Genomic DNA, 24,607 nt, shown 5'->3' on the forward strand with positions numbered 1-24,607 from the left:
GCTCGTTCAATTTTGCTGTAACGACAAAAAAGAGGACCTGTTATGGTCCTCTTTTGTTTATTATTGTATTGTTTTATTTTTAAAGCCATTTGAAAAACTAAAGGAAAACTGAGATGGGATATGATTTGGGAAGACTAATCCTTAGAGTCACACTAGGTATTTTAATATTACTTTATGGATTCCATAAGGTTAAATACGGCTTAGGACATATCCCCCATACACTCAACTCATACGGCCTACCGCCATTTCTGGCCTATGGCGTATACATTAGCGAAGTAATTGCTCCACTCATGATTATCATCGGTCTCTACACCCGACCTGCAGCAGGAGTCATTGCTTTTAGTATGTTATTAGCCATTTTCTTTGTACACACACCGCGACTCACCGCCTTGAATAGTAGCGGTGGCGCAGTCATTGGGCTCGAGTACATGTTTTTAGCATCTGCACTGTGCCTCATGCTAATTGGTGCCGGTCGCTTTAGCTTGAATAGCCCTTATAATTAATCGTGATATCTGTTCGGGCTTTAGTAAGATCATCCAGCATACGCTTCAAACCCTCTAAAGCCCCGGATGTCCGAGTCATATCCTCGCTAACAGACCCCCACTGAAACTCTAGCGACTCTGCAACATCACCCAGCAAGACATCATGCAAGGCATCCAAATTAATAGCGGTATGAGTTGGCAATTTAACCTTAGCCACTAAGCGCTGATAAAAATCATCTAGCGACTGGATACCGTCTAAATCAATTGCCACCCTATCCTCACTTGACTTCGTGGCACTATCTGACTTTAAATCCTGTTGACGCGTTTTTATATAGGCAGCGACCGCTTGATTCTTCGCATGCCATTTTTTAAGTTGACGTGCATTATAGCGACGCGCTTTTTTTGTCGATAATTTTAATAACATACCGGCACCTGCTCAAAACTCTCATAATGATCAATAGTGACATACATAGCCTCATGCCCTTGATATACCAAACGCTTAGCATTACGCTTTAAACCCAAATAATCTAAATCAGCTTCACGGTAATTGCCCTCAGGTAGGCGTCTTTCATAATTTCCAAAGTGATCACCACCGATAGACTTGCCCCTAAGCTTGGCAATCTCATTAAACGGCTGCCCCGGATGCCATCCCAACTCTCGTGCCTGATTCTTAGTGACAAACTTAGCAGGCAGCTTATTCTCATCTCTCAGTGAGCGGACAATACCGCTTAGCTCGATGACATTAATCAGACCATCCAATTTCTCAAGATTAAATATCGCCAACACGACCTCGCAACGCTGATTCGCTTCTTCTAATGAAGGCAAATCACTTCCGTCAAAATCAGACTGCACTCGCCCCATCGCATAGGTGCTACTCATATTAAAAAATATAAATAGACTGATAAAAATTAAGAAAATCCTATTGAAAATAATAGACTGTGACATTATCCTGTAACCTGTAATTTAATTTAAATATGGGAATTATTATTTAGATAGGCTGTCTCATAGGTTGTAATGATTTTTATTCATAACCGTAGCCATAGCGTCTAAGCATACTTTATAATCTAGCAAAGTTTGCACAACGCTTGCACACATATTATAAATATAGTTCACAGGATACCCCATGAAGTCCCTTATCAATTTCCTAATTCTGGTCCTAATTGTCGCTATTTTAGGATTTTTGGGTTGGTCAGCTCTCGACAAAACCCTTTTCGCTGATGCCGAACAACAAGTACCGCCACAAGAAGAAACAGGCATACCGGCAGCGCCACAACCGACTCCTGAAGCACCGATAGCAATCAGCCCTGAGGAAGCGTTTGGCACGACATCAGACAACATGGCAGCGCAAGACGCTGAGATCAGTTGTGAAAACGCAGGAGAGACGATTGGAGCAATTTACGATATGCACATCGAGGGCAAGTCTACAACTGAGATCAGTCAATACTTAGCAGGGCTGGATGCCTATAGTCAAACAGAAATAGAAATGTATAGTCAGATTGCTCAAAGCATTGAAGATGCGCCAAGCGATCAGCTTTTACCACGTCAAGAAATGGTCGAACAATTTAGATTGCAATGCGAAGCTGCCCTATCTAATTAAACCAACCATAGAGCCGTTGATACACAATCAAAAACAGCCTGTTCAATCAAATTGACAGGCTGTTTTGCTAACTGAGCAATGTGTAAATTACTGTGCAGCAGCTTGTTTGGCCTCTGGCCATACAGAATTTACGACAGCAGATGCAACTTCTTCGCTATTTACGCGGAACAGGAATAAGTTATCGCTTTGGCGGATACCGCTGAAAGAAACGGCTTCTGTTTGATTAGAAGCACGGTTAAGAGCAGCAACGGCGTAACCACGATTTGCAGGCACTGCATCTAACGCTACTTTACCCTGCTCGCTCACGTTAAGAGCAACGTAGACGTTATTGTTTTGATCGGCAACAATATCGTGTGAAGTAACGTCAGCAGCTGTGAACACAGGGGCTGCTGAAACATAGATAGTTTGCTGCTCACTAATTTGTACAGGACGGAAACCTTGAACTGGAGTCACAGAGGCTTGGTATACTTGTAAAGCGGCTTGGGCTTCAACTACTGCTTGCGTATCAGCAGCTGAGCCAGAAGTCGAACCTGTCGTCTGGCAACCAGCTAAAACAACAGCTAAGGGCAAAATCGCTAATCCTAGTTTGCGAGATAATTTCATAATATAAGCGTCCTCTTTGATTTTATAGACTAAAAAGTTTGGCCTGCTCTAATCGCTGCAGTAACACCAAAACAATTTAAAGTTACATCATCCAAAATATTTATTCAAGTTAAGAATGATAAAACAATGTGTTCAAAGTTTAACGGCCTAAGCCAGACCACTACCGCTTAGACCGTTAAACTCATTATAACGACACAACTGCCGAAGTCCACTAATGATTACTGACGAATCAAATCGGCTGCATCACGCGCACTGACTAGTGTAGGCATTGGCATGAGTAAAACGCCATCCATCAATTCGCCCTGACGACCTTCAACGGTTGAAACAACATTGCCATTAATGCTGGCTAAAATGTGACTATAGCCCTTGCGAGCTTGGGATAACTTAGCGATGGAATCAGGCTTTAGACGCAATGCCAAGGCAGGCTGATCATCCATTGTCTTAGCAACAAACGCATTTTGGATATCTTCGCGCTTTAAAGTAATGCCATTGGTGTAATAATGGATATCTCCCGCTTTAAGTCGCTGCTCTTTATCAAGCTTTTTAGCGTCGGTGCTGCCGACATAAATTTCCAAGGCATTTTCACCGCGACGCTTAACAAGCACTGGCACTGCGGTCTGCTGCGCGTTAGCAGCGACAGTCGACTGTTCTGTGTTGGATGCTCCATTGGTCTTAGGTGCAAAGGTTTCGCAAGCAGTTAAACCAAACAATGCCATTGATAGTGCAGCAATTTTTAAAGCGCTTTTAGAAAACATCAGTTTATCCTCTCTACAGCTTCTAAAGTTATTAGAACAAAAAAATAGTTTAAATTTCAATTAGTTAGACGACAATATTAAATCTTTACCTTAACTGAATTGAATTATACAAGAAAGCCAAGAAAATCAACATAAATTTTTACTTTGACCCTTTAAATCAATAAAAATAATTAATTAAAGTAATGCTCACAGCGATCAAAATCATTTAAATCAATCGTATGAATCGAGCTATCCAGCTTAATTCGCTTGGCTACTAACCCACCATACTCCACCGGCCCACTAAAAGGCTGAGTATCTAACCAATACATCCTGGCAGAAAGATAATACTCACCCCTAGGCACATTGGTAAAAACAAACTGCCCGTATTGATTGGTCTTGACCGTACGAATTTTAGAACGATAATGCTCATTTGCCGGCCCGGTTAATACATTACCACGTCGACAAACCTCTTCGAACCATTGGGTGCTGGTCCCCGACACCGGATTTAATATCACAGCAACCAATGCGCCGGTGCGTTCACCAAAGCTTTTGTAGTCGCTAATATAGGCGCGCCCCACAAGCTGCGCATAAGCCGAGCCCTGCTTTATGTCAGCCGGATTAAAAGCCACACGCTCAACCTGCTTGCGACTTCCTTTGTCGAAGAACCCGTGTCTTGGACTACTTGAACAGGCTGTCAATATAAGCACGGCACCGAGCAGTAAAAACTTAAGATTTTTGATATTAAACATAGAATGCATATAAATTAAATGAGTCCTAACGGCTTAGTTTAACAGGGCTATTCAGTTATTTTTTATCTTTTTTACGGCGATGCTCTCGATCTAATTCGCGTAAAAACGCCAATTTATCAGCAATCTTAATTTCTAAGCCACGATTGACCGGTTGATACCAAGCGGGTGGCCTCATGTCATCAGGAAAATAATGCTCTCCGGCGGCGTAACCATGAGGCTCATCATGCGCATATCGATACTGTCTGCCATGGCCAAGCTCCTTCATCAGCTTAGTCGGTGCGTTACGCAAATGAACCGGCACAGGTCGACTCTTATCATGTTGAACAAAGGCTTTTGCTTTGTTGTAAGCCATATAAGCTGCATTACTCTTAGCGGCAATCGCCAAATAAATCACTGCCTCAGCCAAGGCTAATTCGCCTTCAGGACTCCCGAGACGCTCATAGGTTGCAGCAGCATCATTACAAATCTGCATGGCACGGGGATCCGCTAAACCAACATCTTCCCACGCCATGCGCACAATTCGCCGCGCCAAATAGCGCGCATCGGCACCACCATCAATCATACGGCAAAACCAGTAAAGAGCAGCATCCGGATCGGACCCCCGAACTGATTTATGTAAGGCACTGATTTGGTCATAAAAAGCATCACCACCCTTGTCAAATCGTCGAAGATTTTTAGGTAACGACTGCTCCAACCAAGCTTCATCAATGAGAGAGATCTGCGCATTTTCTGCAGATTCCAGCACGATTTCTACTGCATTAATCAGACGACGGGCATCACCATCCGCCCAAGCCACCATCTGCTCAGCTGCTTCAGGTGTTATGAGAATAGAAGAATCGATACCGTCGTCCTGAGAATCATTTACTAATCGTCGATTAAAAATCGCTAACGCCCTAGTTAACAGCTCATTTAAGTCTGCTTCAGCAATCGCCTCTAGCACATAAACACGCGCCCTCGATAACAGAGCTGAATTAACTTCAAAGGAAGGATTTTCAGTCGTGGCACCAATAAAGGTAAATAAACCGCTTTCTACATAAGGCAAAAACGCATCCTGCTGCGCCTTATTAAATCGGTGCACCTCATCAACAAAAAGAATGGTCTTACGGCCTTGGCTTTGAGCGATCTGTGCTTTTTCTACTGCCTCCCGAATATCCTTAACTCCGCCTAAAACAGCAGAAATGGCAATAAACTGCGCATCGAAGCCATTCGCCATCAGACGGGCAAGCGTCGTCTTACCGACACCCGGGGGCCCCCAAAACACCATTGAGTGCGGTCGACCCGACTCGAAGGCAACACGTAGAGGTTTCCCCTCTCCCAATAAGTGCTGCTGCCCAACGACCTCATCTAAGGTGGTTGGGCGCATTTGCTCTGCTAAGGGAGCATGAAGGCTAGCATAGGCTTCTGTTAATAAATCAGACAAGATACATCCAGATTAATCACATATTAACGACATCAACGCCCTTTGGCGCAGTAAAACTGAACTCACTCGCCGAGATGCGGGCATTGGCATTAAAATTTCGTAATTTAATGGTCGTGGTTTGACCAAAAGAATCACGAATTCTCAACTCAGCCGGTAAGTTATTGGCAAAGGCAATATCCATATAACTCATGCCCTGATCTGCTACTTTGGGCGTTGCTCTTAACCAAACCATACCATCTTGTTCGGGTAATACCTCAACACTAAAGGTATCGTCTAAATCATTATTACCAAACAGAATCGACGCCGGGGAAGCACCGACTGAATCCTGCACATTGCGGATAGTTACCTGCGCTAAATCCGGATCATACTGATAGACCTTTTGACCATCAGAGATAACTTTTTGCTCATAGGGCTTGCTAATATGCCACACAAACTTCCCCGGACGTTCAAAACTGAAGGTACCGGACTGGACTCCCTTGCCTTGAGCGCCGCCACCACTTTGTTGTGCGAATTGACCGGTAGCCGACTTGATATTCTTAACAAAATCACGCAGCTGCTGCTTAGCGTCACTTTGCGTTGTGTTTTTAACATCAGGGATTTTAGTAAACTGCATATTACTAAGATCAATGGCCTCTCCGACGCCCCCTTTGAAGGCATCAGGACTAACGGTAAATTGTGCCAGCGCAGCAGTACTACCAAAAGACAAGGCAAACACGATAGGTAAGCTTAATTTTTTGAATTTATTCATTTTAAAACCCATGATAATTAATGGTTGAATTCATTCACTTTGTAACACTACTATTTACCCTAAGCTTGAACTATTGGTAACCAAGCGTAAAGTAAATTTCAGAACACCGTGATGGATTCAAAGTGACTGCTAAGCCTCAAGATCCGCTTCATCAGCGCCAGTATTGGCCGGAGCTAAAACTTCACGGCTATTATTAGAGCCCATTGGAGAAACAATCCCTGCATGCTCCATTTGCTCCAATAAACGCGCAGCACGGTTATAGCCAATACGTAGCTGACGCTGTACTGAAGAAATAGAAGCGCGACGTGTTTTTAATACAATATCTACGGCTTGATCATATAACGGGTCTGCTTCAGGATCGGCAAAACCGGTCACACTGCTTAAACCATCGCCGGTTTCACCCGGCACGCCCCCCTCTAAGACGCCATCGATATAATCCGGCTCTCCCTGTTCCTTGAGATAATCCACCACTCGGTGTACCTCATCATCAGAAACAAAAGCGCCATGCACTCGCTGAGGAAAACCTGATCCCGGCGGCATATACAACATATCACCCATACCTAATAAAGACTCCGCACCCATTTGATCTAAGATCGTACGAGAGTCGATCTTGGAAGAGACTTGGAAAGCAATACGTGTTGGGATATTGGCTTTAATTAAACCGGTAATCACATCCACACTCGGTCGTTGGGTCGCAAGAATCAAATGAATACCCGCAGCTCGCGCTTTTTGTGCTAAGCGCGCAATCAACTCTTCGATTTTCTTACCTTGCACCATCATGAGATCGGCTAATTCATCAATGACCACCACAATCATTGGCAAGGTTGTTAAGGGCTCCGGTGAATCAGGAGTCAGACTAAATGGATTGTCAATCGTTTCACCACGTGCTTCTGCCTCTTTGACCTTATTATTAAAACCGGCGATATTACGTACGCCCATTTTACTCATCAAGTTATAGCGCTTTTCCATTTCACCAACGCACCAGTTTAGTGCATTTGAGGCTTGACGCATATCAGTGACCACCGGCGCCAACAAGTGACCGATGCCCTCGTAAACACTCATTTCAAGCATCTTAGGGTCAATTAAAATTAAGCGGACTTGAGAAGGATCTGCTTTATACAGCAAAGACAAGATCATGGCATTAATACCAACCGACTTACCCGACCCGGTCGTACCCGCTACCAATAAATGAGGCATTTTTGCCAAGTCAGCTACCACCGGATTACCGGCAATGTCTTTACCCAAAGCAACGGTTAACAGTGAATTGCTTTTATCATACGCTTGTGAACCGATAATCTCAGACAGACGCACGACTTGGCGACGCGGGTTAGGTAACTCAATACCCATGAGATTTTTGCCCGGAATGTTTTCAACCACACGCAAACGAATCAAACTTAAGGCTCGGGCTAAATCCTTGCTCAGATTAACAATCTGTACACCTTTGACCCCTGACGCGGGTTCAATTTCATAGCGAGTAATCACAGGACCTGCTTGTGCCGCTACAACCTCGACCTGGACATTGAAATCACTCAGCTTTTTCTCAATTAAGCGCGAATTGTACTCAATAGCATCTTCACCCACAGGCTCTACATAGTCTGAAGGCGGGTCTAAAAGCTCCAGGCCCGGAACATCACCGGAAATAACAACTTTTGTACCTGCTTTGCGCACTACTTTCGGCTCAGGCTCGAACAGTTTAGCTTGCTTAGCTGCGACAGCTTTTTCAGATACCGGAAACGCTTTAATGGCAGGCTCAATTTTTAGTGATCGGTCAGACGGCGGCAACTGCTCTTTATGGGCAGTAATTTGCTCTGCCATTTCTTCTTGAGCAGTCTCACCAATACGTCGGTCGACACGCTCCGCTCTCAGCCTATCAAGCTTAGTAAATATACCGGCAATAGCGCCACCGATTCGCTCGGTGATATGTAACCATGAAAAATTAAAAAACAGGCTAAAGCCCCAGAAAAGCATGGCCACCATCAGGAACATGGTTGGTGTCGCACCAATATAACGAGCTAACAAACCGGAAAACAACTGCCCTAAAACGCCCCCGGCTTGGCCCGGCAACTGCTGCCCGATGCCTTGCATCTGCGTACTCTCTAAGCCAACCGAGCCCAGCAGTAACATGATAAAACCTACCGGAACCTGCCACTTAATACTCGGCAGCACCAGCTCAGGATCTAAGTTTTTAGCAAAGCGGCTCATTAATGTCTTATAGCCTACATACAAACGTTGCAAGCAAAGAACAACGAACCACCACGCTGAAAAGCCGAATAAATACAGTAAAATACTTGAAAAGTAAGCACCAAAAGCGCCAAACGCGTTTTGAATCTCACCGGAACCGGAGGTACTGACCCACCCCGGATCCGTGGCATGCCACGTAAATAGCATCACTGCCAACGATAAACCTGCAATCAAATAAAGCACCCAACGTGCTTCGCGCAACATCATCACAAAGCGTGAGTTCATCAACACCTGCTCTGGAGAACGCATGCGAACATTACGCTTACCGCGTCCTGTTATAGGGGATTTAGAAGTTTTAGCCATAGCCGTATATTATAATTGGTTTATTCTATTTTTTTAAAAAATCCATTTTAATGATATTAAAGATGAATAACGATAACCACGCAAAAGTAATTATTTTAGGTTCCGGCCCCGCCGGATACTCTGCTGCCATCTATGCAGCAAGGGCAAATCTTAAGCCGATGCTAATCACCGGCCATGCCCAAGGGGGTCAATTAATGACCACGACTGATGTAGATAACTGGCCTGCCGACTGGGATGGTGTCACCGGCCCTGAGCTAATGAGTCGTTTTCTTAAGCATGCTGAGCGTTTTAACACCAACATTGTATTTGACCAAATTGATCGAGTCGATCTTTCGGAGCGTCCGTTTAAACTCTACTCCAATATGGGTAATGAGTATAGCTGTGACAGCCTGATTATATCAACCGGTGCTTCAGCCAAATACCTGGGATTAGAGAGCGAGCAACGCTATTTAGGTCAAGGTGTTTCTGCTTGTGCCACATGTGATGGCTTCTTTTATCGCAACCAAGAGGTGGTCGTTGTTGGCGGTGGTAATACAGCAGTTGAGGAAGCTCTTTATCTCTCTAATATTTGCTCAACGGTCACCTTAGTCCACCGCCGCGATCAATTCCGCGCAGAGCCGATTTTAGTCGACAAGCTCATGGAAAAAGTCGAAAGTGGCAATATCAAATTAGAGCTATTCCACACACTGGAAGAAGTGCTAGGCAATCAAAACGACGGTGTGACCGGCGTACGTTTAAAAAACACACAGAGCGGTGAAGAAAAAGAGCTCGCTGTGAATGGTGTGTTTATCTCGATTGGTCACCATCCAAATACCGACATCTTTGAAGGTCAGATAGCGATGGACGGCGGTTTTATTATTACTAAATCCAACCCTCAGCTACAAACCATGACTTCAATTCCCGGCGTTTTTGCTGCGGGGGATGTGGCCGATAATATTTATAGACAGGCAATCACGAGTGCGGGTACTGGTTGTATGGCTGCACTGGATGCTCAACGTTGGTTGGATACAGAAGGTGAAAAGTAATCTTAAAGGCTCTCTTCAAGACTTAAAAAAGCTCAGCAAGCAATTTTCCAAAGAGCAAGCCAGTCAACAAAAGGCTAAGCAAACTGCCGCAAAACAGCGTCAACGCATTCAGTCAGCAGTCACCGACGAGGATCGTAAGATATTCTTAGCCTCAATACGTGGCACCAAGCGCCTAGCAAGCGCCAATCGCATTGAATCCTCTGCTGCTCCACTCAACTCCAGAGAGGCAGAGTTTTTCAAACAAAAACGCGCACAGGCCGAGGGCAGAGATATATTAGCCAGCGAACGTCGTCGCAGTCATGCAGACACTACCGCTGGCCGCACGCTCCCCGCTCATGCGCAGGCATCAACAAGAATTGAAGCAGCTCATGCAAGCAAACTTGGCCAACACCTTGACGATGGTGCTTTTTTACGTAACCCCGACGCAGCGGATATCATCAAAAAGCTCCGACGAGGCCAGTGGCCGGTTGAAGCTAGCTTAGATTTGCACGGCGCCAACTTGGACGAAGCAGCTGAGCGCTTTGACCGCTTTATCCATACCTGTATTGAGCATGGAGTGCGCTGTGTTTGTATTATTCATGGACAAGGCTTTGGATCCAAAGACAACAAACCCGTACTCAGGGATGCTGTTCGTAGCTGGTTACGTGATTTTGCAGCTGTTACTGCTTATATCACAGCACCGGAAAATATCGGTGGCGCCGGCGCTGTCATTGTGTTGCTTCAGCACAAATAGAAGGTTGACAGTTAACAAGTCAAAAATAAAGCTAAAAAATAAAGCTAAAAAACAAAAGGCGGACTCACATGAATCCGCCTTTTATTTTTATAATGTTTTTTATTCTACCGCACTACTAACTTATCTGAAGCTGTCTCGTACTTCCTGTATTTATATGCTTAGTAACGCAGACCCAAAATACTACGATTGGGATTTATGCTCATGCAGAGCGCGTCTCCTCACCTGCATGTAGGTACTATACGTTATATTTCTATATATTACAGTTAGGGAAAGCACTAATATTTTGTAAAAATCAACACTTACAGTCAACATTTACGTAATTCACTAAGGGTTAATTTAGTCCTAAAGCGTTCAAAAGGAGTACACTGATCGGTAACAATTATTATTCCAACCCTTGAAACCCTTAAGATAGAGAGGAAAACATGAGAATTGAAACTGACTCGATGGGCAGTATCGAGGTATCTGAAGACAAGTATTGGGGAGCGCAGACACAGCGATCTATTCATAACTTCCCCATTGGCGTAGAGAGATTCAAGTGGGGTCGTACCATGATTCGCTCTCTCGGCATTCTTAAAAAATCTGCTGCGTTGGCCAATGGCGAATTAGGGGAAATTGACAAAGACATCGCCAACCTTATTGTCCAGGCCGCTGATGAGGTCATTGAGGGCAAATTAGACGAGCACTTCCCACTAGTCGTTTTCCAAACGGGTTCAGGCACTCAGTCAAATATGAACACCAATGAAGTCATCTCTAATCGAGCCATCGAATTAGCCGGTGGCAAGATGGGTTCTAAGTCACCTGTACACCCTAATGATCACGTTAACCGCGGTCAATCTTCCAACGACACTTTTCCTACAGCAATGTATATTGCTACCGTGCTGGAGCTAAATGAAAAGCTTTTCCCGGCAATTAAGGTGTTGCGTGATACCTTAGCTGACAAAGCGGAGGCTTATAAGAATATTGTTAAGACAGGCCGTACCCATTTACAAGATGCCACGCCCATCACCTTGGGCCAAGAAATTTCCAGTTGGGTTGCGCAAATTGATTATGGTATGGCTTCTGTAGGACGCAATATGAAAGGTCTCTATGATCTAGCGATTGGCGGTACTGCGGTTGGTACTGGCTTAAATGCACATCCGGAATTTGGCAAACTATGTGCCGCTAAAATTGCTGAAGCAACCAATTATCCTTTCCATAGTGCAGAAAACAAGTTCTTTGCCCTATCTGCTCATGACGCGCTTACTTCTACGTCTGCCGCTTTACGTACTCTCGCAACCGGCCTGATGAAAATGGCAAACGACGTACGTTGGTTAGCGAGTGGTCCACGTTGTGGTATTGGCGAGATCAGCATTCCTGAAAACGAACCCGGCTCCTCCATCATGCCCGGCAAGGTCAACCCTACACAAGCTGAAGCTCTAACCATGGTCTGCGTACAGGTCTTTGGTAATGACGCGGCCGTCGCCTTTGCTAATAGCCAAGGTAACTTCCAGCTAAATGTGTATAAACCGGTAATGGTTCATAACGTACTTGAAAGCATTCAACTCTTGAGTGATTCTATTTTGGCCTTTAATGACCATTGCGCTGTCGGCATTGAGCCGGAACTGGAAAAGATTCAACAAAATCTCGACAAGAATCTAATGCTTGTTACTGCTCTAAATAAGCACATTGGCTATGACAAAGCGGCTGAAATTGCTAAAAAAGCGCACAAAGAAAAGCTCAGCTTACGCGAATCTGCTTTGGCCTTAGAGTATCTAAGCAATGAGGAGTTTGATAAGTACATTGTGCCTATTGATATGACGCACAACAACTAACTTTCTCTAAAGCAAACGACAAAAGCCTGATAATCATGATTATCAGGCTTTTTGCTCTTTTGAATGAGTAATCACTAAAGAGGATTAGTCCTCATAACGACGCTCTAAAATCTCTAATGAGGGTAGCTTTTTGCCCTCTAAAAATTCCAAAAAGGCGCCGCCACCGGTAGAGATATAACTGATTTTATCAGCCACACCAAACTTAGCTATGGCCGCTAATGTATCACCGCCACCGGCAATTGAAAAAGCATCACTTTCGGCAATTGCTTTTGAAATAGCTTCAGTACCACCGGCGAAGGCATCAAATTCAAACACACCGACCGGACCATTCCAAACAATAGTACCTGCATTATTCAAAATACCGGCTAATGTCGCGGCTGTCTTGGGACCAATATCGAAAATCATATCATCTTCCGCTACCTCATTTGCCGCCTTAGTGGTCGCTGGTGTATCAGCGGAAAACTCCTTGCCGACCACAACATCTTCAGGAATCGGCACATCAGCACCACGACTACGCATCTTCTGAATCACAGACACACTCTGCTCAATCTGAGCGGGTTCAGCCAATGACTTACCAATGGCCATTCCTTCTGCCAACATAAATGTATTGGCAATACCACCACCAACAATTAGTTGATCCACTTTGTCTGCCAGCGTTTCAAGCACAGACAACTTAGTCGACACCTTAGAACCGCCTACAATAGCCACTAATGGTCGCTTAGGATTTTCTAAGGCAACGCTCAGTGCAGTCAACTCAGCCTCCAATAACGGACCGGCACATGCAACAGGAGCATACTTGGCAATACCATGGGTAGATGCCTGAGCACGATGAGCCGTACCAAAAGCGTCATTAACATAGACATCACAAAGTAGAGCCATTTTTTGAGAAAGCTCATCGCAGTTGCTCTTTTCACCGACATTGACACGACAGTTTTCTAAAACGACCACTTGACCGGGCGCAATGTCAACACCATCGACCCAATCCTGCACCAACTTCACCTCTTGGCCTAATAACATAGCCAAATGCTCAGCTACCAGCGCCAAGCTGTCTTCGGCACGGACCGCTTCACCCTCAGTAGGTCGTCCTAAATGAGAGTTAACCATGACGGCAGCACCACCATCTAAGGCTAATTTGATCCCCGGAATTGAAGCACGAATACGCGTATCCTCAGTAATCTCCCCTTTGTCATTAAAAGGTACATTTAAATCAGCGCGGATAAAAACACGCTTATTTTTGAGTTCGCCACGTTCAGCTAAGGAAGAAAGTGTTTTAATTTTAAACATCAAAAGCTCCAATACAACAAAAGCGGCATTCAATCATTGCATTGAAATGCCGCTTTTAATTGAGTGATTTTTTATATCACCAACAAAACAAAACCTGATTACTTAGCATTCATCAAGGCTACAGTATTGTCGAGCATGCGCTGTGAAAAGCCCCACTCGTTATCATACCAAGCTGATACTTTGACCAAACGACCCGACACCTTGGTTAAGGTTGAGTCATAGACACTGGACTCATTAGAGTGATTAAAGTCACTCGAAACCAATTGCTCGTCATTAAATCCCAATACGCCTTTTAGTGCCCCTTCAGAAGCCCCTTTGAGGACCTGATTAATTTCTTCAACGGTCGTATCACGGTTAGCAATAAAAGATAAATCAACCATGGATACATTAATGGTTGGAACACGTACAGCATAGCCATCAAGCTTACCGTTTAACTCAGGCAACACGAGACCTAAAGCCTTAGCTGCGCCGGTTTTAGTTGGAATTAAGTTCATGGTAGCAGAACGAGCGCGACGTAGATCTTTGTGACGTACATCTAATAACACCTGATCATTGGTATACGCATGGATCGTCGTCATCAAACCGCTTTCGATACCGATAGCATCCTGTAAAGGCTTGACCAATGGTGCTAAGCAGTTAGTGGTGCACGAAGCCGCAGAAATCACGGTGTGCTCAGCTTTTAATACGTCATGGTTAACACCGTAAACCACTGTTGCATCAACATCATCACCACCCGGAGCAGAGATAATCACTTTCTTGGCACCGGATGCTAAGTGAACTTGAGCTTTTTCCTTGCTGGTAAAAGCACCCGTACACTCTAACACGACGTCAACATCAAGCTCACCCCAAGGTAATTCCTTAGGATCACGCGTCGCAAACAAACGGATACGATCGCCATTAATCACAAAATGGTCACCGTCTAATTGCACATCCGCATTAAAACGACCATGAGTTGTATCGTATTTTAATAAATGAGCATTAGTTTCAAAATCGCCCGACATATTGATAGCTACGATTTCAATATCATGCTTTTTGTTGTTTTCATAGTGGGCACGTAAGACATTACGGCCAATACGTCCAAAACCTGTAATAGCAACACGAATAGTCATTTTAATTATTCTCCCTGTAAAAGATTCTTAACGGCTTCAACCACTTTTTCAGCAGTTAAGCCAAAATATTTAAATAGCTCACCGGCGGGTGCTGAAGCACCATAGGTATCAATTCCCACCACAGCGCCATCACGACCGACATATTTATACCAAAGGTCAGAGCTTCCGGCTTCCACTGCAACAGTCGGTAATGCCTTAGGCAGAACACTGTCACGATAGGCTTTGTCTTGACGATCAAACACATTAGTTGAAGGCATTGACACTAAACGCACAGAAATACCTTCAGCCGCCAACTGATCTTGAGCTGCTTTAGCAATCTCAACCTCAGAGCCTGTCGCTACAATAACGGCCTGAGCATTGTCAGCATCGCTCAGCACATAGCCACCTTTGGCGATTTGAGCCACAGTCTCGCTATCACGTGACATAAACTGTAAGTTTTGACGAGATAACAATAAGGCGCTGGGACCACCCTGCTTAACCTCATTGCCTATGGTCACCGGACGTGTCACAGCGGACTGCCAAGCTACGGCAGTTTCTACCGTGTCACATGGACGCCATACATCTAAGTTTGGAATGAGTCGCAAACTGCTGGCATGTTCGATTGATTGGTGGGTCGGTCCATCTTCGCCTAAACCGATTGAATCATGCGTAAAGACATGAACCACACGCTGTCTCATCAGAGCGGCCATACGAATGGCATTGCGTGAGTAATCAGAGAAAGTTAAAAATGTACCGCCAAAGGGTAAATAACCGCCGTGTAAGGCAAGACCGTTCATCACGCCGGCCATACCAAACTCGCGCACACCGTAATTAATATGGCGACCAACCGGTGAATCTTTGCCCGCTCGCACCGCAACAGCACCCTTCCAATCAGTAAAATTAGAGCCGGTTAAGTCTGCTGAACCGCCCAACATCTCAGGCAAGATGTCTTGCAAAGACTGAATCACGAATTGAGATGCCTTGCGTGTAGCAACGGTTTCGGCTTTTTGAATTGTTTCATCAAGGAAAACCTGAAAACGCTCAGCAAAATCAGTAGGCAGCTCGCCCTTGGTGCGACGCTCAAACTCAGCGGCCAATTCCGGGTAAGCTTTAGCATAATCAGCAAAAACACCAGCCCATTGAGCTTCCTGCTGCTCACCCTTGGCACGTTGATCCCAAGCGCTTTGAATTGCTTCAGGGATCACAAATGGCTCTGCATCCCAGCCAATCGCTTCGCGGGTCGCCTGAATCTCATCAGCACCCAACGGCGCGCCATGCACCTTAGCTGTACCGGCTACATTAGGTGAACCCTTACCAATCACTGTTTGGCAACAAATCAACGTAGGACCGCGATCATCCTCGGCTGCCCAAGCTTTAGCCTGCTCAATCGCAGCACTGACCGCCTCGACATCATGACCATCGACCTCAGGAATTACCTGCCAGCCATAGCCCTCAAAACGCTTGGCGACATCCTCGCTAAACCAAGGCTGCACCTCACCATCAATAGAAATACCATTATCATCGTAGAGTACGATAAGCTTACTCAGCTTAAGCGTACCGGCTAAAGAGCAGGCCTCGTGAGAAATACCCTCCATAAGGCAACCATCTCCCACAAACACATAGGTGCTATGATCAACAACCTTGTGCTGTGGACGATTAAACTCTTTAGCGAGCAATTGCTCGGCTAACGCAAAGCCGACCGCATTACTTAAGCCCTGCCCCAAAGGACCGGTCGTCGTTTCGACCCCTGCAGTCACGAAATTTTCGGGGTGACCGGGCGTTTTGGAGTGCAATTGACGGAAGTTTTTAATTTCATCAATTGGCAAATCATAACCACTGAGGTGCAACAATGAATAGATCAGCATTGAGCCATGACCATTTGATAAAACAAAACGGTCGCGATTAGGCCAAAGTGGATTATTGGGGTTGTGATTAAGATGACGTGTCCAGAGTGCTACAGCTATCTCTGCCATACCCATAGGGGCGCCGGGGTGTCCCGAATTGGCCTGCTGAACAGCGTCCATTGAAAGCGCGCGAATTGCGTTTGCTAAATCCGTCGGTTGAATACCTGAGGAAGAGTTCATATCCATCCTAATTCAGAAATTTCGTTCTTTAAATTGACTTATAATTCTATCATTTATAGGTTACTGCTTGGAGCTTTATGTCTTTCCCTCGCTTTTTCTACCCTGTCTCTTTAGCTATTGAACAAGTCGTTGAATTACCAAGAGAAATCGCCAATCATGCCGGTCGTAGTTTACGCTTGCGTGATGGCGACACAATCACATTATTTAATGGTTCGGGTGGTGAATACAATGCTGAATTGTTTTTCGATGATGGCGTTGCCATGGCAAAAATTATTGATTTCACACAATGCAATCGATTACCTCAGGGAAATATCAGTATTGCTCAAGCACTGCCAAGCGGCGATAAAATGGATTGGATTATTGAAAAAAACAGCGAGCTGGGGCTTCACTCCATCCACCCTCTTAAAGCCGAGCGCAGCATACTCCAACTCAGCGGTCATCGACTGGAGAAGCGCTTACAACGCTGGCAAGCGATCGCAAATAGTTCTGCCGAACAATGCGGTCGTAACATTCCACTAAAAGTAAACGACTTAAGCTCAGTAGCTCAATTTTTAGAACAGCAAAGCTACGATCTGGTACTCGTATGCCACCATGAAAATGGCACTAAACTCACGGATTATTTGGCTGACCACCTAAAAAACGGCATATCTCAACAGCCCAATATTTGCTTAGTGATAGGCCCCGAAGGTGGCTGGTCTGATAATGAGTTAAATTTATTTGAACGCCACGCCTCTACACACCCAGCTTCGCTACAAAAAGTCATTTGGGGAGAACGGGTGTTCAGAACAGAAACGGCGGCCCTCGCCCTTGCTTCAGCATGCTTAGCTATATTTGACTGGAACTAAGACGCTTACGAATCAAATAATAGCTAGTTATATTTACTACTTTGGCACTTAATCTTCGCTAATCTCACCGTAACGCGCAGGGGCCTTGCCGGGCTCAGGCGCTTCATGAGGTCCTACGTGCTCAACATAATAGACAAACTGAAGCCCTTTGCTTTTAGCAAACTTAGTTGAATCTTCCAAAATGACAGTCAGTTGCTGAGCAAATTCTTTTAAGGCCTCATCAGCGGAGTGTAATTGATTTAACCAAAGCACCATGCCTTTTCTCTGATCTGAATTAGTTTCATTAAGACAGTCAAGTAAAGCTTCGACATCCGATCCGAAAAAAGAAGGATAATCTACCGTTTTAGCGATCGCTCGCAATACGGCGGAGACATTACGCGCCCGATCGCAATCCACATTAAAAAAGGCAATGCCCTTTGATGCTGCTAGCTCACTAACAGCATCAAGCATCGCAAGCGACTCCGGGATTTCGCCGCCAACCTCAAAGACCTGCTCTAAGTTTGTCGCCTTTTGTTTGACCATCTTATCTCCTCAAACATACAAATTACAAGATAGTTTAAATTAAAAACGACCCAGCAGCGAAACGCCAAGTAGATTAACGCGTATTGGCGTCAACTACGGCTAAGACCGTCATGTTAATAATTCTTCTGACTGTAGCACTTGATGTCAAAATGTGCACCGGCTTTTTACAACCTAGTAAGAAAGGTCCGATTGCAACATTGCTGCCAACAGAAGATTTCAATAAATTATATGCAATATTACCACTTTGCATATCAGGGCAAATCACTAGATTCGCACTGCCGCTTAGTGGAGAATCAGGCATACGCTCCAAACGCAAACGCTCGTCAAGCGCCATATCACCATGCATCTCACCATCAATTTCAAGATCAGGTGCGCGCTCACGAATAATTTCTAAGGCTTCTCGCATTTTAGAACCGGACACAGGATAGTCTGTACCGTAATCTGAAGAAGATAATAAAGCCACCTTAGGCTCGATTTTCATGTGCTTCAGTTCTTCTGCCGCCATTAGAGTGATCTCGGCAATTTCTTCTGCGCTAGGATCAGGATTAACGTGCGTATCAGCGATCGCTATCATACGCTCGGGTAGAATTAACAGGTTTAAACCAGCATAAGTGGTGACACTCTCATCCATGCCGAGTACCTGATCAATCCAGTACAGATGACCGGCATAATGACCGGATGTACCGCAAATCATGCCATCTGCTTCACCAAAGTGCATAAGCATAGCACCAATTAAGGTCATTCGTCGACGCATTTCTACACGTGCCAAATCCTTGCTGACGCCCAGGCGTTTGCGCATCTCCCAATACGCTTGCCAGTAACGCTTATAACGCTCGTCCATCTCAGGATTCACGACTTCAACATCCTTTTCCAGATCAATACGTAAACCATAGCGTTTGATGCGTTTGGCCAACACTTCCGGACGTCCAATTAAAATCGGCGCACAAATTTTCTCGTCCAGCAACACTTGTACTGCACGTAAAACACGCTCATCCTCACCTTCAGTAAAGACAATTCGAGATTTTTTATTTTCTTCGATATTGAACTCACGGGCCATGGCGAACAATGGACGCATAAAGGCACCAGAGTGGTAAACGAACTCTTTGAGAACGCCGATATACTCATCAAAGTCCTCGATAGGACGAGTCGCCACACCATCTTCCATCGCAGCTTTAGCAACCGCCGGGGCAATACGTGTAATCAAACGCGGATCCAGTGGCTTAGGAATCAAGTACTCCGGACCGAAAGAAATCTCTGTGCCCTCGTAAGCCGCAGCTACACGTTCATTTTGCTCTTCTTTAGCTAAATTACAGATAGCGTGCACACACGCAATTTCCATGTTACGGGTGATAGCAATCGCACCGACGTCTAATGCTCCACGGAAAATATATGGGAAACAAAGCACGTTATTTACCTGATTAGGGTAATCAGAACGACCAGTCGCCATGACCACGTCAGGACGCACTTCTTTAGCCAGCTCAGGAAAAATTTCAGGCTCAGGATTGGCCAGCGCTAAAATCAATGGATTTTCGGCCATTTTCTTGACCATCTCAGGCTTCAGTACACCACCTGCTGACAGACCCAAGAAAACATCCGCTTGGTCAATAATTTGATCTAAGGTTCTGAGCGGAGTGTCCTGTGCATAGCGCTCTTTTTTCTCATCCATGAGCAAGGTACGGCCCTTGTACACCACACCTTCAATATCACTCACCCAGATATTTTCTAGGGGTAGGCCTAAATCTACTAACAAGTCCAAACATGCCAAAGCAGCAGCACCGGCGCCGGAAACAACCAGCTTGACCTCGTTGATATTTTTATTGACAACGGTAAGACCATTAATAAAAGCAGAAGAAACACAAATCGCCGTACCATGCTGATCGTCATGGAAAACCGGAATTTTCATACGCTCACGTAACTTTTTCTCAACGATAAAGCACTCCGGTGCTTTAATATCTTCCAAGTTAATACCGCCAAAAGTCGGCTCTAAGGCAGCAATAATTTCAACTAGCTTTTCGGGATCCTTTTCATTGATCTCGATATCAAAACAGTCAATGCCCGCAAAGCTCTTAAATAATACGGCCTTACCTTCCATCACCGGTTTTGAGGCTAAAGCACCGATATCACCTAAACCAAGTACTGCTGTACCGTTGGTGATTACCCCGACTAAGTTAGAACGAGCCGTGTACAAACTGGCATTAGCTGAATCCTTAACAATTTCATCACAAGCTGCAGCAACACCCGGCGAATAAGCCAAAGCCAAATCTCGTTGATTAGCTAGCTTTTTGGTTGGTTCAACTGAAATTTTGCCCGGTTTACCTTGACGGTGATAACGCAACGCCGCTTCCCGTAAATTCTCGTCCATTGACTTTCCTTTAAATACCTTTGGATGATTGAGTGATAACTTTAAAAAAACGCATCAACCGTCTGCTTCTTATGTATCGAGCAATTTAAGTCGATCGAATTAATGAATTCTAATACTAACTGATTCTTCACTCGATTACAGCTAAAATGGCTTAAACAGCTCGTCTAAGTAGGGGTATTGTCCTGAAGGATCGAATAAACTCTTGATGTCGCTGTCCTTTGCATTGCCGCAAGCACCACTATCATAAACCTCGTTCCACTGCTCAGACGTCAACAAAAAACGCTCAGTTTTGGGTATTTTTCGAATAACCAACGACTGCACCCATAGCAAACTTCCTCGATGACCTAAAAATACCCTGGCGATATTTGGATCGACTATGCTTTTATGCAGCGCATCAAATCGATAGACATAAGGCCAATAGCTGGCAGTTAATGCATTTTGCACAGATCTTTTTTGCAACAATTCAAATAGCTGTGGAATGGCCTTGTTTAGTAACGGGATACTTAATGGCGATGCATCATTGACGCCGAAGCCGCCAACAACCGCCGCATCACCATTACTAAAAACACCCTGAATACGCTCCACACCGGATAAAAAGCTAAGTCCCGGTCGGGCGTCATGATATTGCGGGTCAGCAAACCATTGAGCCAAACGCAGATGCGACGGCACACCTATAAACTGCTCATAACCCTGTGCAACCAAGGTACCGACCAAGGTGCCTGCTTGAGCTAAACAAGCTTCCTCACTAAAGAAATCCACCTGCTCTAAATCAGGTGAATGTATTAGCCATAGGCCGGGGCGACCGGTCAAACGACCAAAAGGTAATGTACCGTCGAGCACCAAAGCAATATCATACTCAGCGGCTAGCGCTCTGGCATGCTCAAACTCAATCTCTCGCTCCAGCTGTAATCTAGCTTGGGGAAAGCCATCTGCACTATCCGGCAAAACCTCCCACTGCCCTTGGGCAAAACGCCGCAAGCGTGTACAAAACATTGACCAAGGGTCGTCTGATAAGTTTTTTTTGAGATTAAAAAAGGAGCGTCGATCCATCTGCTTTGTAAATCAAATCGTTAAAACAAGCCATCTAAAGCCAAGCATTTAGACTAAGAAGTATAATGCCTTTTTGCTTTTGTTTTAAAAATGTCATACTGTTACTAGTTCTAGTATATCTTTATTTACCATCAGGCATATTAATATGTTGAAACCAGCTAATCGTGTTGCAGAATCCGTCACTTTCCATGCGGTTGAATTTGCAAAAAAAGCCCAGTTATTACGTGAATCCGGACGCGATATCGTTAGTTTAAGTATTGGGGAGCCTGACTTTACTGCTCCTCCACTAGTCTGTGAGACCTTGGCAAAGGCCTCACAAAGTGGACTTAGCGGCTATAGCCCGACGCTTGGTCTAGCGCCTTTGCGTTTATGCATTGCTGATTATTACAATGAGCAATTCGGTGCAAATATTAGTCATAATCAAGTAATCATCACTACCGGCGCTTCCGGTGCGCTGTTACTAACTGCCCAAACACTGTTAAACCCGGGCGATGAGGTACTCATGCCGGATCCCTATTATCCGGCTAACTTCAACTTTATCCTGACGGCCGGGGGGCGCACTAAATTAATACCTTGCACCCCCGAAGAGCGCTTCCAATTATCAGCTGAAAAGATCAAAGCCAACTGGGGGCCCAATACTCGCGCGGTCTTAATTGCTTCGCCCAGTAATCCGACCGGCACCAGCATCACCGATGAGGAATTACAAAAGATTTGTAAGACCGTCAAGTCTCTCGGCGGTATCGTGATTTTGGATGAGATCTATTTGGGCCTAAGCTATGACCGTCAAGCCAAATCGGGTTTGGCCTTTGATCCTGACATCATTGTCATTAATAGCTTCTCAAAATACTTTAATATGACCGGCTGGCGCTTAGGCTGGATTATCGCACCGGAGTCATTAGTGCCTGCCTTTGAAAAAATATCCAGCAGTCTGACCATTTGCGCCCCCACATTGGCACAGCATGCCGCCATTTCGTGTTTCGCACCTGAATCTATTGCACTTTACAATAAAAGACGCGCAGCCTTTAAAGAGCGTCGTGATTATTTACTCCCTGAACTTGAGCGCTTAGGCCTACATGTTCCGGTGAAACCTGACGGTGCTTTCTATATTTACTGTGACATTAGTAAATACAGCGACGATAGCGTTGATTTTGCGAATCAACTCTTGGAAAAAGCCGGTGTCGCCACCGTTCCCGGTCTGGACTTTGGCCCAACCTATGCTAAAACAATGCTACGACTGTCTTATGCAACCAGTATTGAGCAATTAAAAATAGCTGTTCAACGACTAGAGGACTTTTTAAGTGAAATATAAAGATCTCAGAGACTTCCTTAAACAAATAGAGCAACGTGGTCAATTAAAAACCATTGATATTCCCGTTTCTACTCATTTGGAAATGACAGAAATCAGTGACCGCGTTTTACGTGCTGAAGGGCCGGTCCTCTTATTTAATCACGCTGAACACGACGGACAAAAAGCCACCATGCCGGTATTGACCAATCTATTTGGCACACCGGAGCGAGTCGCTTGGGGCATGGGTGCCGATAACACCACAGCTCTACGTGAGGTCGGGGAGCTGTTAGCCGACTTACGCGAACCTCAAGCTCCACGAGGTCTTAGAGATGCCTTTTCTAAAGTCTCCATGCTTAAATCCGCGCTTTGGGATATGGCTCCTAAAGTACAGCGCTCGGCGCCTTGTCAAGAAGTCGTTCTCGAAGGCGATCAGGTCGATTTAAGTCAAATCCCTATTCAGACCTGTTGGCCCGGCGATGCGGCACCACTCATCACATGGGGATTGGTCATCACCAAAGGCCCCAATGCGAAACGTCAAAACCTTGGCATCTATCGACAGCAGCAACTTGGTCGCAACAAGCTCATTATGCGCTGGTTATCACATCGCGGTGGCGCACTGGATTTTAGAGATCATGCACTTGCCAACCCGGGTAAACCTTTTCCTATTAGCGTTGCCTTAGGTGCTGATCCGGCGACTATTTTAGGCGCCGTCACACCTGTCCCTGACAGCTTGTCAGAATATCAGTTTGCCGGCTTATTGCGGGGCTCACGTACAGAGCTGATTAAATCCATTGGCAACGACTTACATGTTCCTGCCAGCGCCGAAATCGTTTTAGAGGGTCACATCTTACCACGCAATCACCCCGACGCTGTCACGCCAGAGTGGACTGAGGGCATGCCGCCCATGCCAAACAAAGGTTTCTTGTCTGAATACGAAGTGGCATTAGAAGGGCCTTATGGTGATCACACAGGGTATTACAATGAGCAAGACTGGTTCCCTGTGTTTACCGTTGACCGCATCACCATGCGCAAAGAGCCTATCTACCACAGCACCTATACCGGCAAACCGCCTGATGAGCCTGCTGTTTTAGGGGTTGCTTTAAACGAGGTCTTTGTCCCCTTATTGCGTAAGCAACTACCGGAAATTGTCGACTTCTACCTACCACCCGAGGGCTGTAGTTACCGTATGGCTGTTGTCTCCATCCGCAAACAATATGCGGGACACGCCAAACGCGTTATGTTCGGAGTATGGAGTATTTTACGTCAATTTATGTACACTAAATTTATTGTGATCGTCGATGAGGATGTCGATACTCGTGACTGGAAGGAAGTCATTTGGGCAATGACGACACGAATGGATCCTGCTCGTGACACACTGTTAGTTGAAAATACCCCTATTGATTATCTGGACTTTGCCTCCCCTGTATCGGGACTTGGGGGTAAAATGGGTATGGACGCCACCAACAAATGGCCTGGTGAAACCGATAGAGAATGGGGCATCCCCATTACCATGGATCAAGAGGTCAAAAATCGAGTCGACGACCTTTGGCAGAAGCTCGGTTTTTAAACTATTTTTATTAAAAACAAGAGCTTAGACCAAAACCAGCGTCAGCATAAATTAAAATATAGCGCTTAGCA

General features: G+C 45.2%; 22 protein-coding genes. 8 read left to right on the forward strand and 14 right to left on the reverse strand.

Annotated elements, in window-relative coordinates:
* The first annotated feature begins 113 nt into the window (after nt 1–113).
* Nucleotides 114–503, forward strand: a complete 390-nt coding sequence (locus B092_RS0100525; protein ID WP_018573289.1) for a DoxX family protein — start codon at nt 114–116, stop codon at nt 501–503.
* On the opposite strand, the gene B092_RS13400 is transcribed toward B092_RS0100525, so the two are convergent.
* Together B092_RS13400 and B092_RS0100535 are read right to left on the reverse strand one after the other, a co-directional pair.
* Nucleotides 478–906 carry a barstar family protein gene (locus B092_RS13400; protein WP_018573290.1) on the reverse strand — a complete coding sequence of 143 codons (429 nt, stop codon included), beginning with the start codon at nt 904–906 and terminating at the stop codon, nt 478–480. The two genes, B092_RS0100525 and B092_RS13400, sit on opposite strands and share 26 nt — an antisense overlap.
* Complete coding sequence (locus tag B092_RS0100535; protein WP_115148616.1) at nt 897–1,361, reverse strand: ribonuclease domain-containing protein; 465 nt, start codon at nt 1,359–1,361, stop codon at nt 897–899. The genes B092_RS13400 and B092_RS0100535 overlap by 10 nt, the downstream gene beginning before the upstream one ends.
* A gap of 244 nt (nt 1,362–1,605) precedes the next feature.
* On the opposite strand from B092_RS0100535, the gene B092_RS0100540 reads away from it, so the two are divergent.
* A complete protein-coding gene (locus B092_RS0100540) occupies nt 1,606–2,079 on the forward strand; it encodes a hypothetical protein (RefSeq protein ID WP_018573292.1) in 474 nt (157 codons plus the stop codon).
* A gap of 87 nt (nt 2,080–2,166) precedes the next feature.
* Here the strand turns inward: B092_RS0100540 and B092_RS0100545 are convergent, their stop codons facing one another.
* The 6 genes from B092_RS0100545 to B092_RS0100570 all read right to left on the reverse strand — a co-directional run bounded on the left by B092_RS0100545 (nt 2,167) and on the right by B092_RS0100570 (nt 8,877).
* Nucleotides 2,167–2,682, reverse strand: a complete 516-nt coding sequence (locus B092_RS0100545) for a hypothetical protein (protein ID WP_018573293.1) — start codon at nt 2,680–2,682, stop codon at nt 2,167–2,169.
* A 218-nt stretch (nt 2,683–2,900) separates the two neighbouring features.
* Entirely contained in the window at nt 2,901–3,437 is a 537-nt protein-coding gene (locus B092_RS0100550) for a hypothetical protein (RefSeq protein ID WP_018573294.1), read from the reverse strand.
* A 170-nt stretch (nt 3,438–3,607) separates the two neighbouring features.
* Nucleotides 3,608–4,165 carry a prealbumin-like fold domain-containing protein gene (locus tag B092_RS0100555; protein ID WP_018573295.1) on the reverse strand — a complete coding sequence of 186 codons (558 nt, stop codon included), beginning with the start codon at nt 4,163–4,165 and terminating at the stop codon, nt 3,608–3,610.
* Nucleotides 4,166–4,220: 55 nt separating this feature from the next.
* The gene (locus B092_RS0100560) at nt 4,221–5,528 is read right to left on the reverse strand and encodes a replication-associated recombination protein A (RefSeq protein ID WP_083907435.1); all 1,308 of its coding nucleotides are present in this window, start codon (nt 5,526–5,528) and stop codon (nt 4,221–4,223) included.
* 73 nt (nt 5,529–5,601) lie between these two features.
* Complete coding sequence (lolA, locus tag B092_RS0100565; protein ID WP_115064458.1) at nt 5,602–6,333, reverse strand: outer membrane lipoprotein periplasmic chaperone LolA; 732 nt, start codon at nt 6,331–6,333, stop codon at nt 5,602–5,604.
* Between the two features lie 129 nt (nt 6,334–6,462).
* Nucleotides 6,463–8,877, reverse strand: coding sequence for a DNA translocase FtsK (locus B092_RS0100570; RefSeq protein WP_026253498.1), 2,415 nt, complete (start codon nt 8,875–8,877; stop codon nt 6,463–6,465).
* 62 nt (nt 8,878–8,939) lie between these two features.
* Here B092_RS0100570 and trxB point away from each other — a divergent pair, with 62 nt between their 5' ends.
* From trxB to fumC, 3 genes are all read left to right on the forward strand, one after another.
* Nucleotides 8,940–9,902, forward strand: coding sequence for a thioredoxin-disulfide reductase (trxB, locus tag B092_RS0100575; RefSeq protein WP_018573300.1), 963 nt, complete (start codon nt 8,940–8,942; stop codon nt 9,900–9,902).
* Nucleotides 9,892–10,635 (forward strand): Smr/MutS family protein, encoded by a 744-nt coding sequence (locus B092_RS0100580; protein ID WP_018573301.1) that lies wholly within the window; start codon nt 9,892–9,894, stop codon nt 10,633–10,635. The genes trxB and B092_RS0100580 overlap by 11 nt, the downstream gene beginning before the upstream one ends.
* Nucleotides 10,636–11,057: 422 nt before the next feature.
* Nucleotides 11,058–12,446, forward strand: coding sequence for a class II fumarate hydratase (fumC, locus tag B092_RS0100585; protein WP_018573302.1), 1,389 nt, complete (start codon nt 11,058–11,060; stop codon nt 12,444–12,446).
* A gap of 84 nt (nt 12,447–12,530) precedes the next feature.
* Here the strand turns inward: fumC and B092_RS0100590 are convergent, their stop codons facing one another.
* From B092_RS0100590 to tkt, 3 genes are all read right to left on the reverse strand, one after another.
* Entirely contained in the window at nt 12,531–13,730 is a 1,200-nt protein-coding gene (locus B092_RS0100590) for a phosphoglycerate kinase (protein WP_018573303.1), read from the reverse strand.
* Nucleotides 13,731–13,828: 98 nt separating this feature from the next.
* The gene (gap, locus tag B092_RS0100595) at nt 13,829–14,839 is read right to left on the reverse strand and encodes a type I glyceraldehyde-3-phosphate dehydrogenase (protein ID WP_018573304.1); all 1,011 of its coding nucleotides are present in this window, start codon (nt 14,837–14,839) and stop codon (nt 13,829–13,831) included.
* A 5-nt stretch (nt 14,840–14,844) separates the two neighbouring features.
* Nucleotides 14,845–16,902 (reverse strand): transketolase, encoded by a 2,058-nt coding sequence (gene tkt / locus B092_RS0100600; RefSeq protein WP_018573305.1) that lies wholly within the window; start codon nt 16,900–16,902, stop codon nt 14,845–14,847.
* A 77-nt stretch (nt 16,903–16,979) separates the two neighbouring features.
* On the opposite strand from tkt, the gene B092_RS0100605 reads away from it, so the two are divergent.
* Nucleotides 16,980–17,747 (forward strand): 16S rRNA (uracil(1498)-N(3))-methyltransferase, encoded by a 768-nt coding sequence (locus B092_RS0100605; protein WP_018573306.1) that lies wholly within the window; start codon nt 16,980–16,982, stop codon nt 17,745–17,747.
* A gap of 48 nt (nt 17,748–17,795) precedes the next feature.
* Here B092_RS0100605 and B092_RS0100610 read toward each other — a convergent pair whose 3' ends face one another.
* From B092_RS0100610 to B092_RS0100620, 3 genes are all read right to left on the reverse strand, one after another.
* Complete coding sequence (locus tag B092_RS0100610; protein WP_018573307.1) at nt 17,796–18,269, reverse strand: barstar family protein; 474 nt, start codon at nt 18,267–18,269, stop codon at nt 17,796–17,798.
* Nucleotides 18,270–18,342: 73 nt separating this feature from the next.
* Nucleotides 18,343–20,631 (reverse strand): NADP-dependent malic enzyme, encoded by a 2,289-nt coding sequence (locus B092_RS0100615; RefSeq protein ID WP_018573308.1) that lies wholly within the window; start codon nt 20,629–20,631, stop codon nt 18,343–18,345.
* Between the two features lie 141 nt (nt 20,632–20,772).
* On the reverse strand, nt 20,773–21,681 hold the full coding sequence (locus B092_RS0100620; RefSeq protein WP_018573309.1) for a hypothetical protein: 909 nt from the start codon (nt 21,679–21,681) through the stop codon (nt 20,773–20,775).
* Nucleotides 21,682–21,826: 145 nt separating this feature from the next.
* On the opposite strand from B092_RS0100620, the gene B092_RS0100625 reads away from it, so the two are divergent.
* Together B092_RS0100625 and B092_RS0100630 are read left to right on the forward strand one after the other, a co-directional pair.
* Nucleotides 21,827–22,990 carry a pyridoxal phosphate-dependent aminotransferase gene (locus B092_RS0100625; protein ID WP_018573310.1) on the forward strand — a complete coding sequence of 388 codons (1,164 nt, stop codon included), beginning with the start codon at nt 21,827–21,829 and terminating at the stop codon, nt 22,988–22,990.
* Complete coding sequence (locus tag B092_RS0100630) at nt 22,980–24,536, forward strand: UbiD family decarboxylase (protein ID WP_018573311.1); 1,557 nt, start codon at nt 22,980–22,982, stop codon at nt 24,534–24,536. Before B092_RS0100625 ends, B092_RS0100630 begins: the two co-directional genes overlap by 11 nt.
* Nucleotides 24,537–24,607 lie beyond the last annotated feature (71 nt).

This window comes from Oligella ureolytica DSM 18253 (genome assembly GCF_000373745.1).
GTDB lineage: Bacteria > Pseudomonadota > Gammaproteobacteria > Burkholderiales > Burkholderiaceae_B > Oligella > Oligella ureolytica.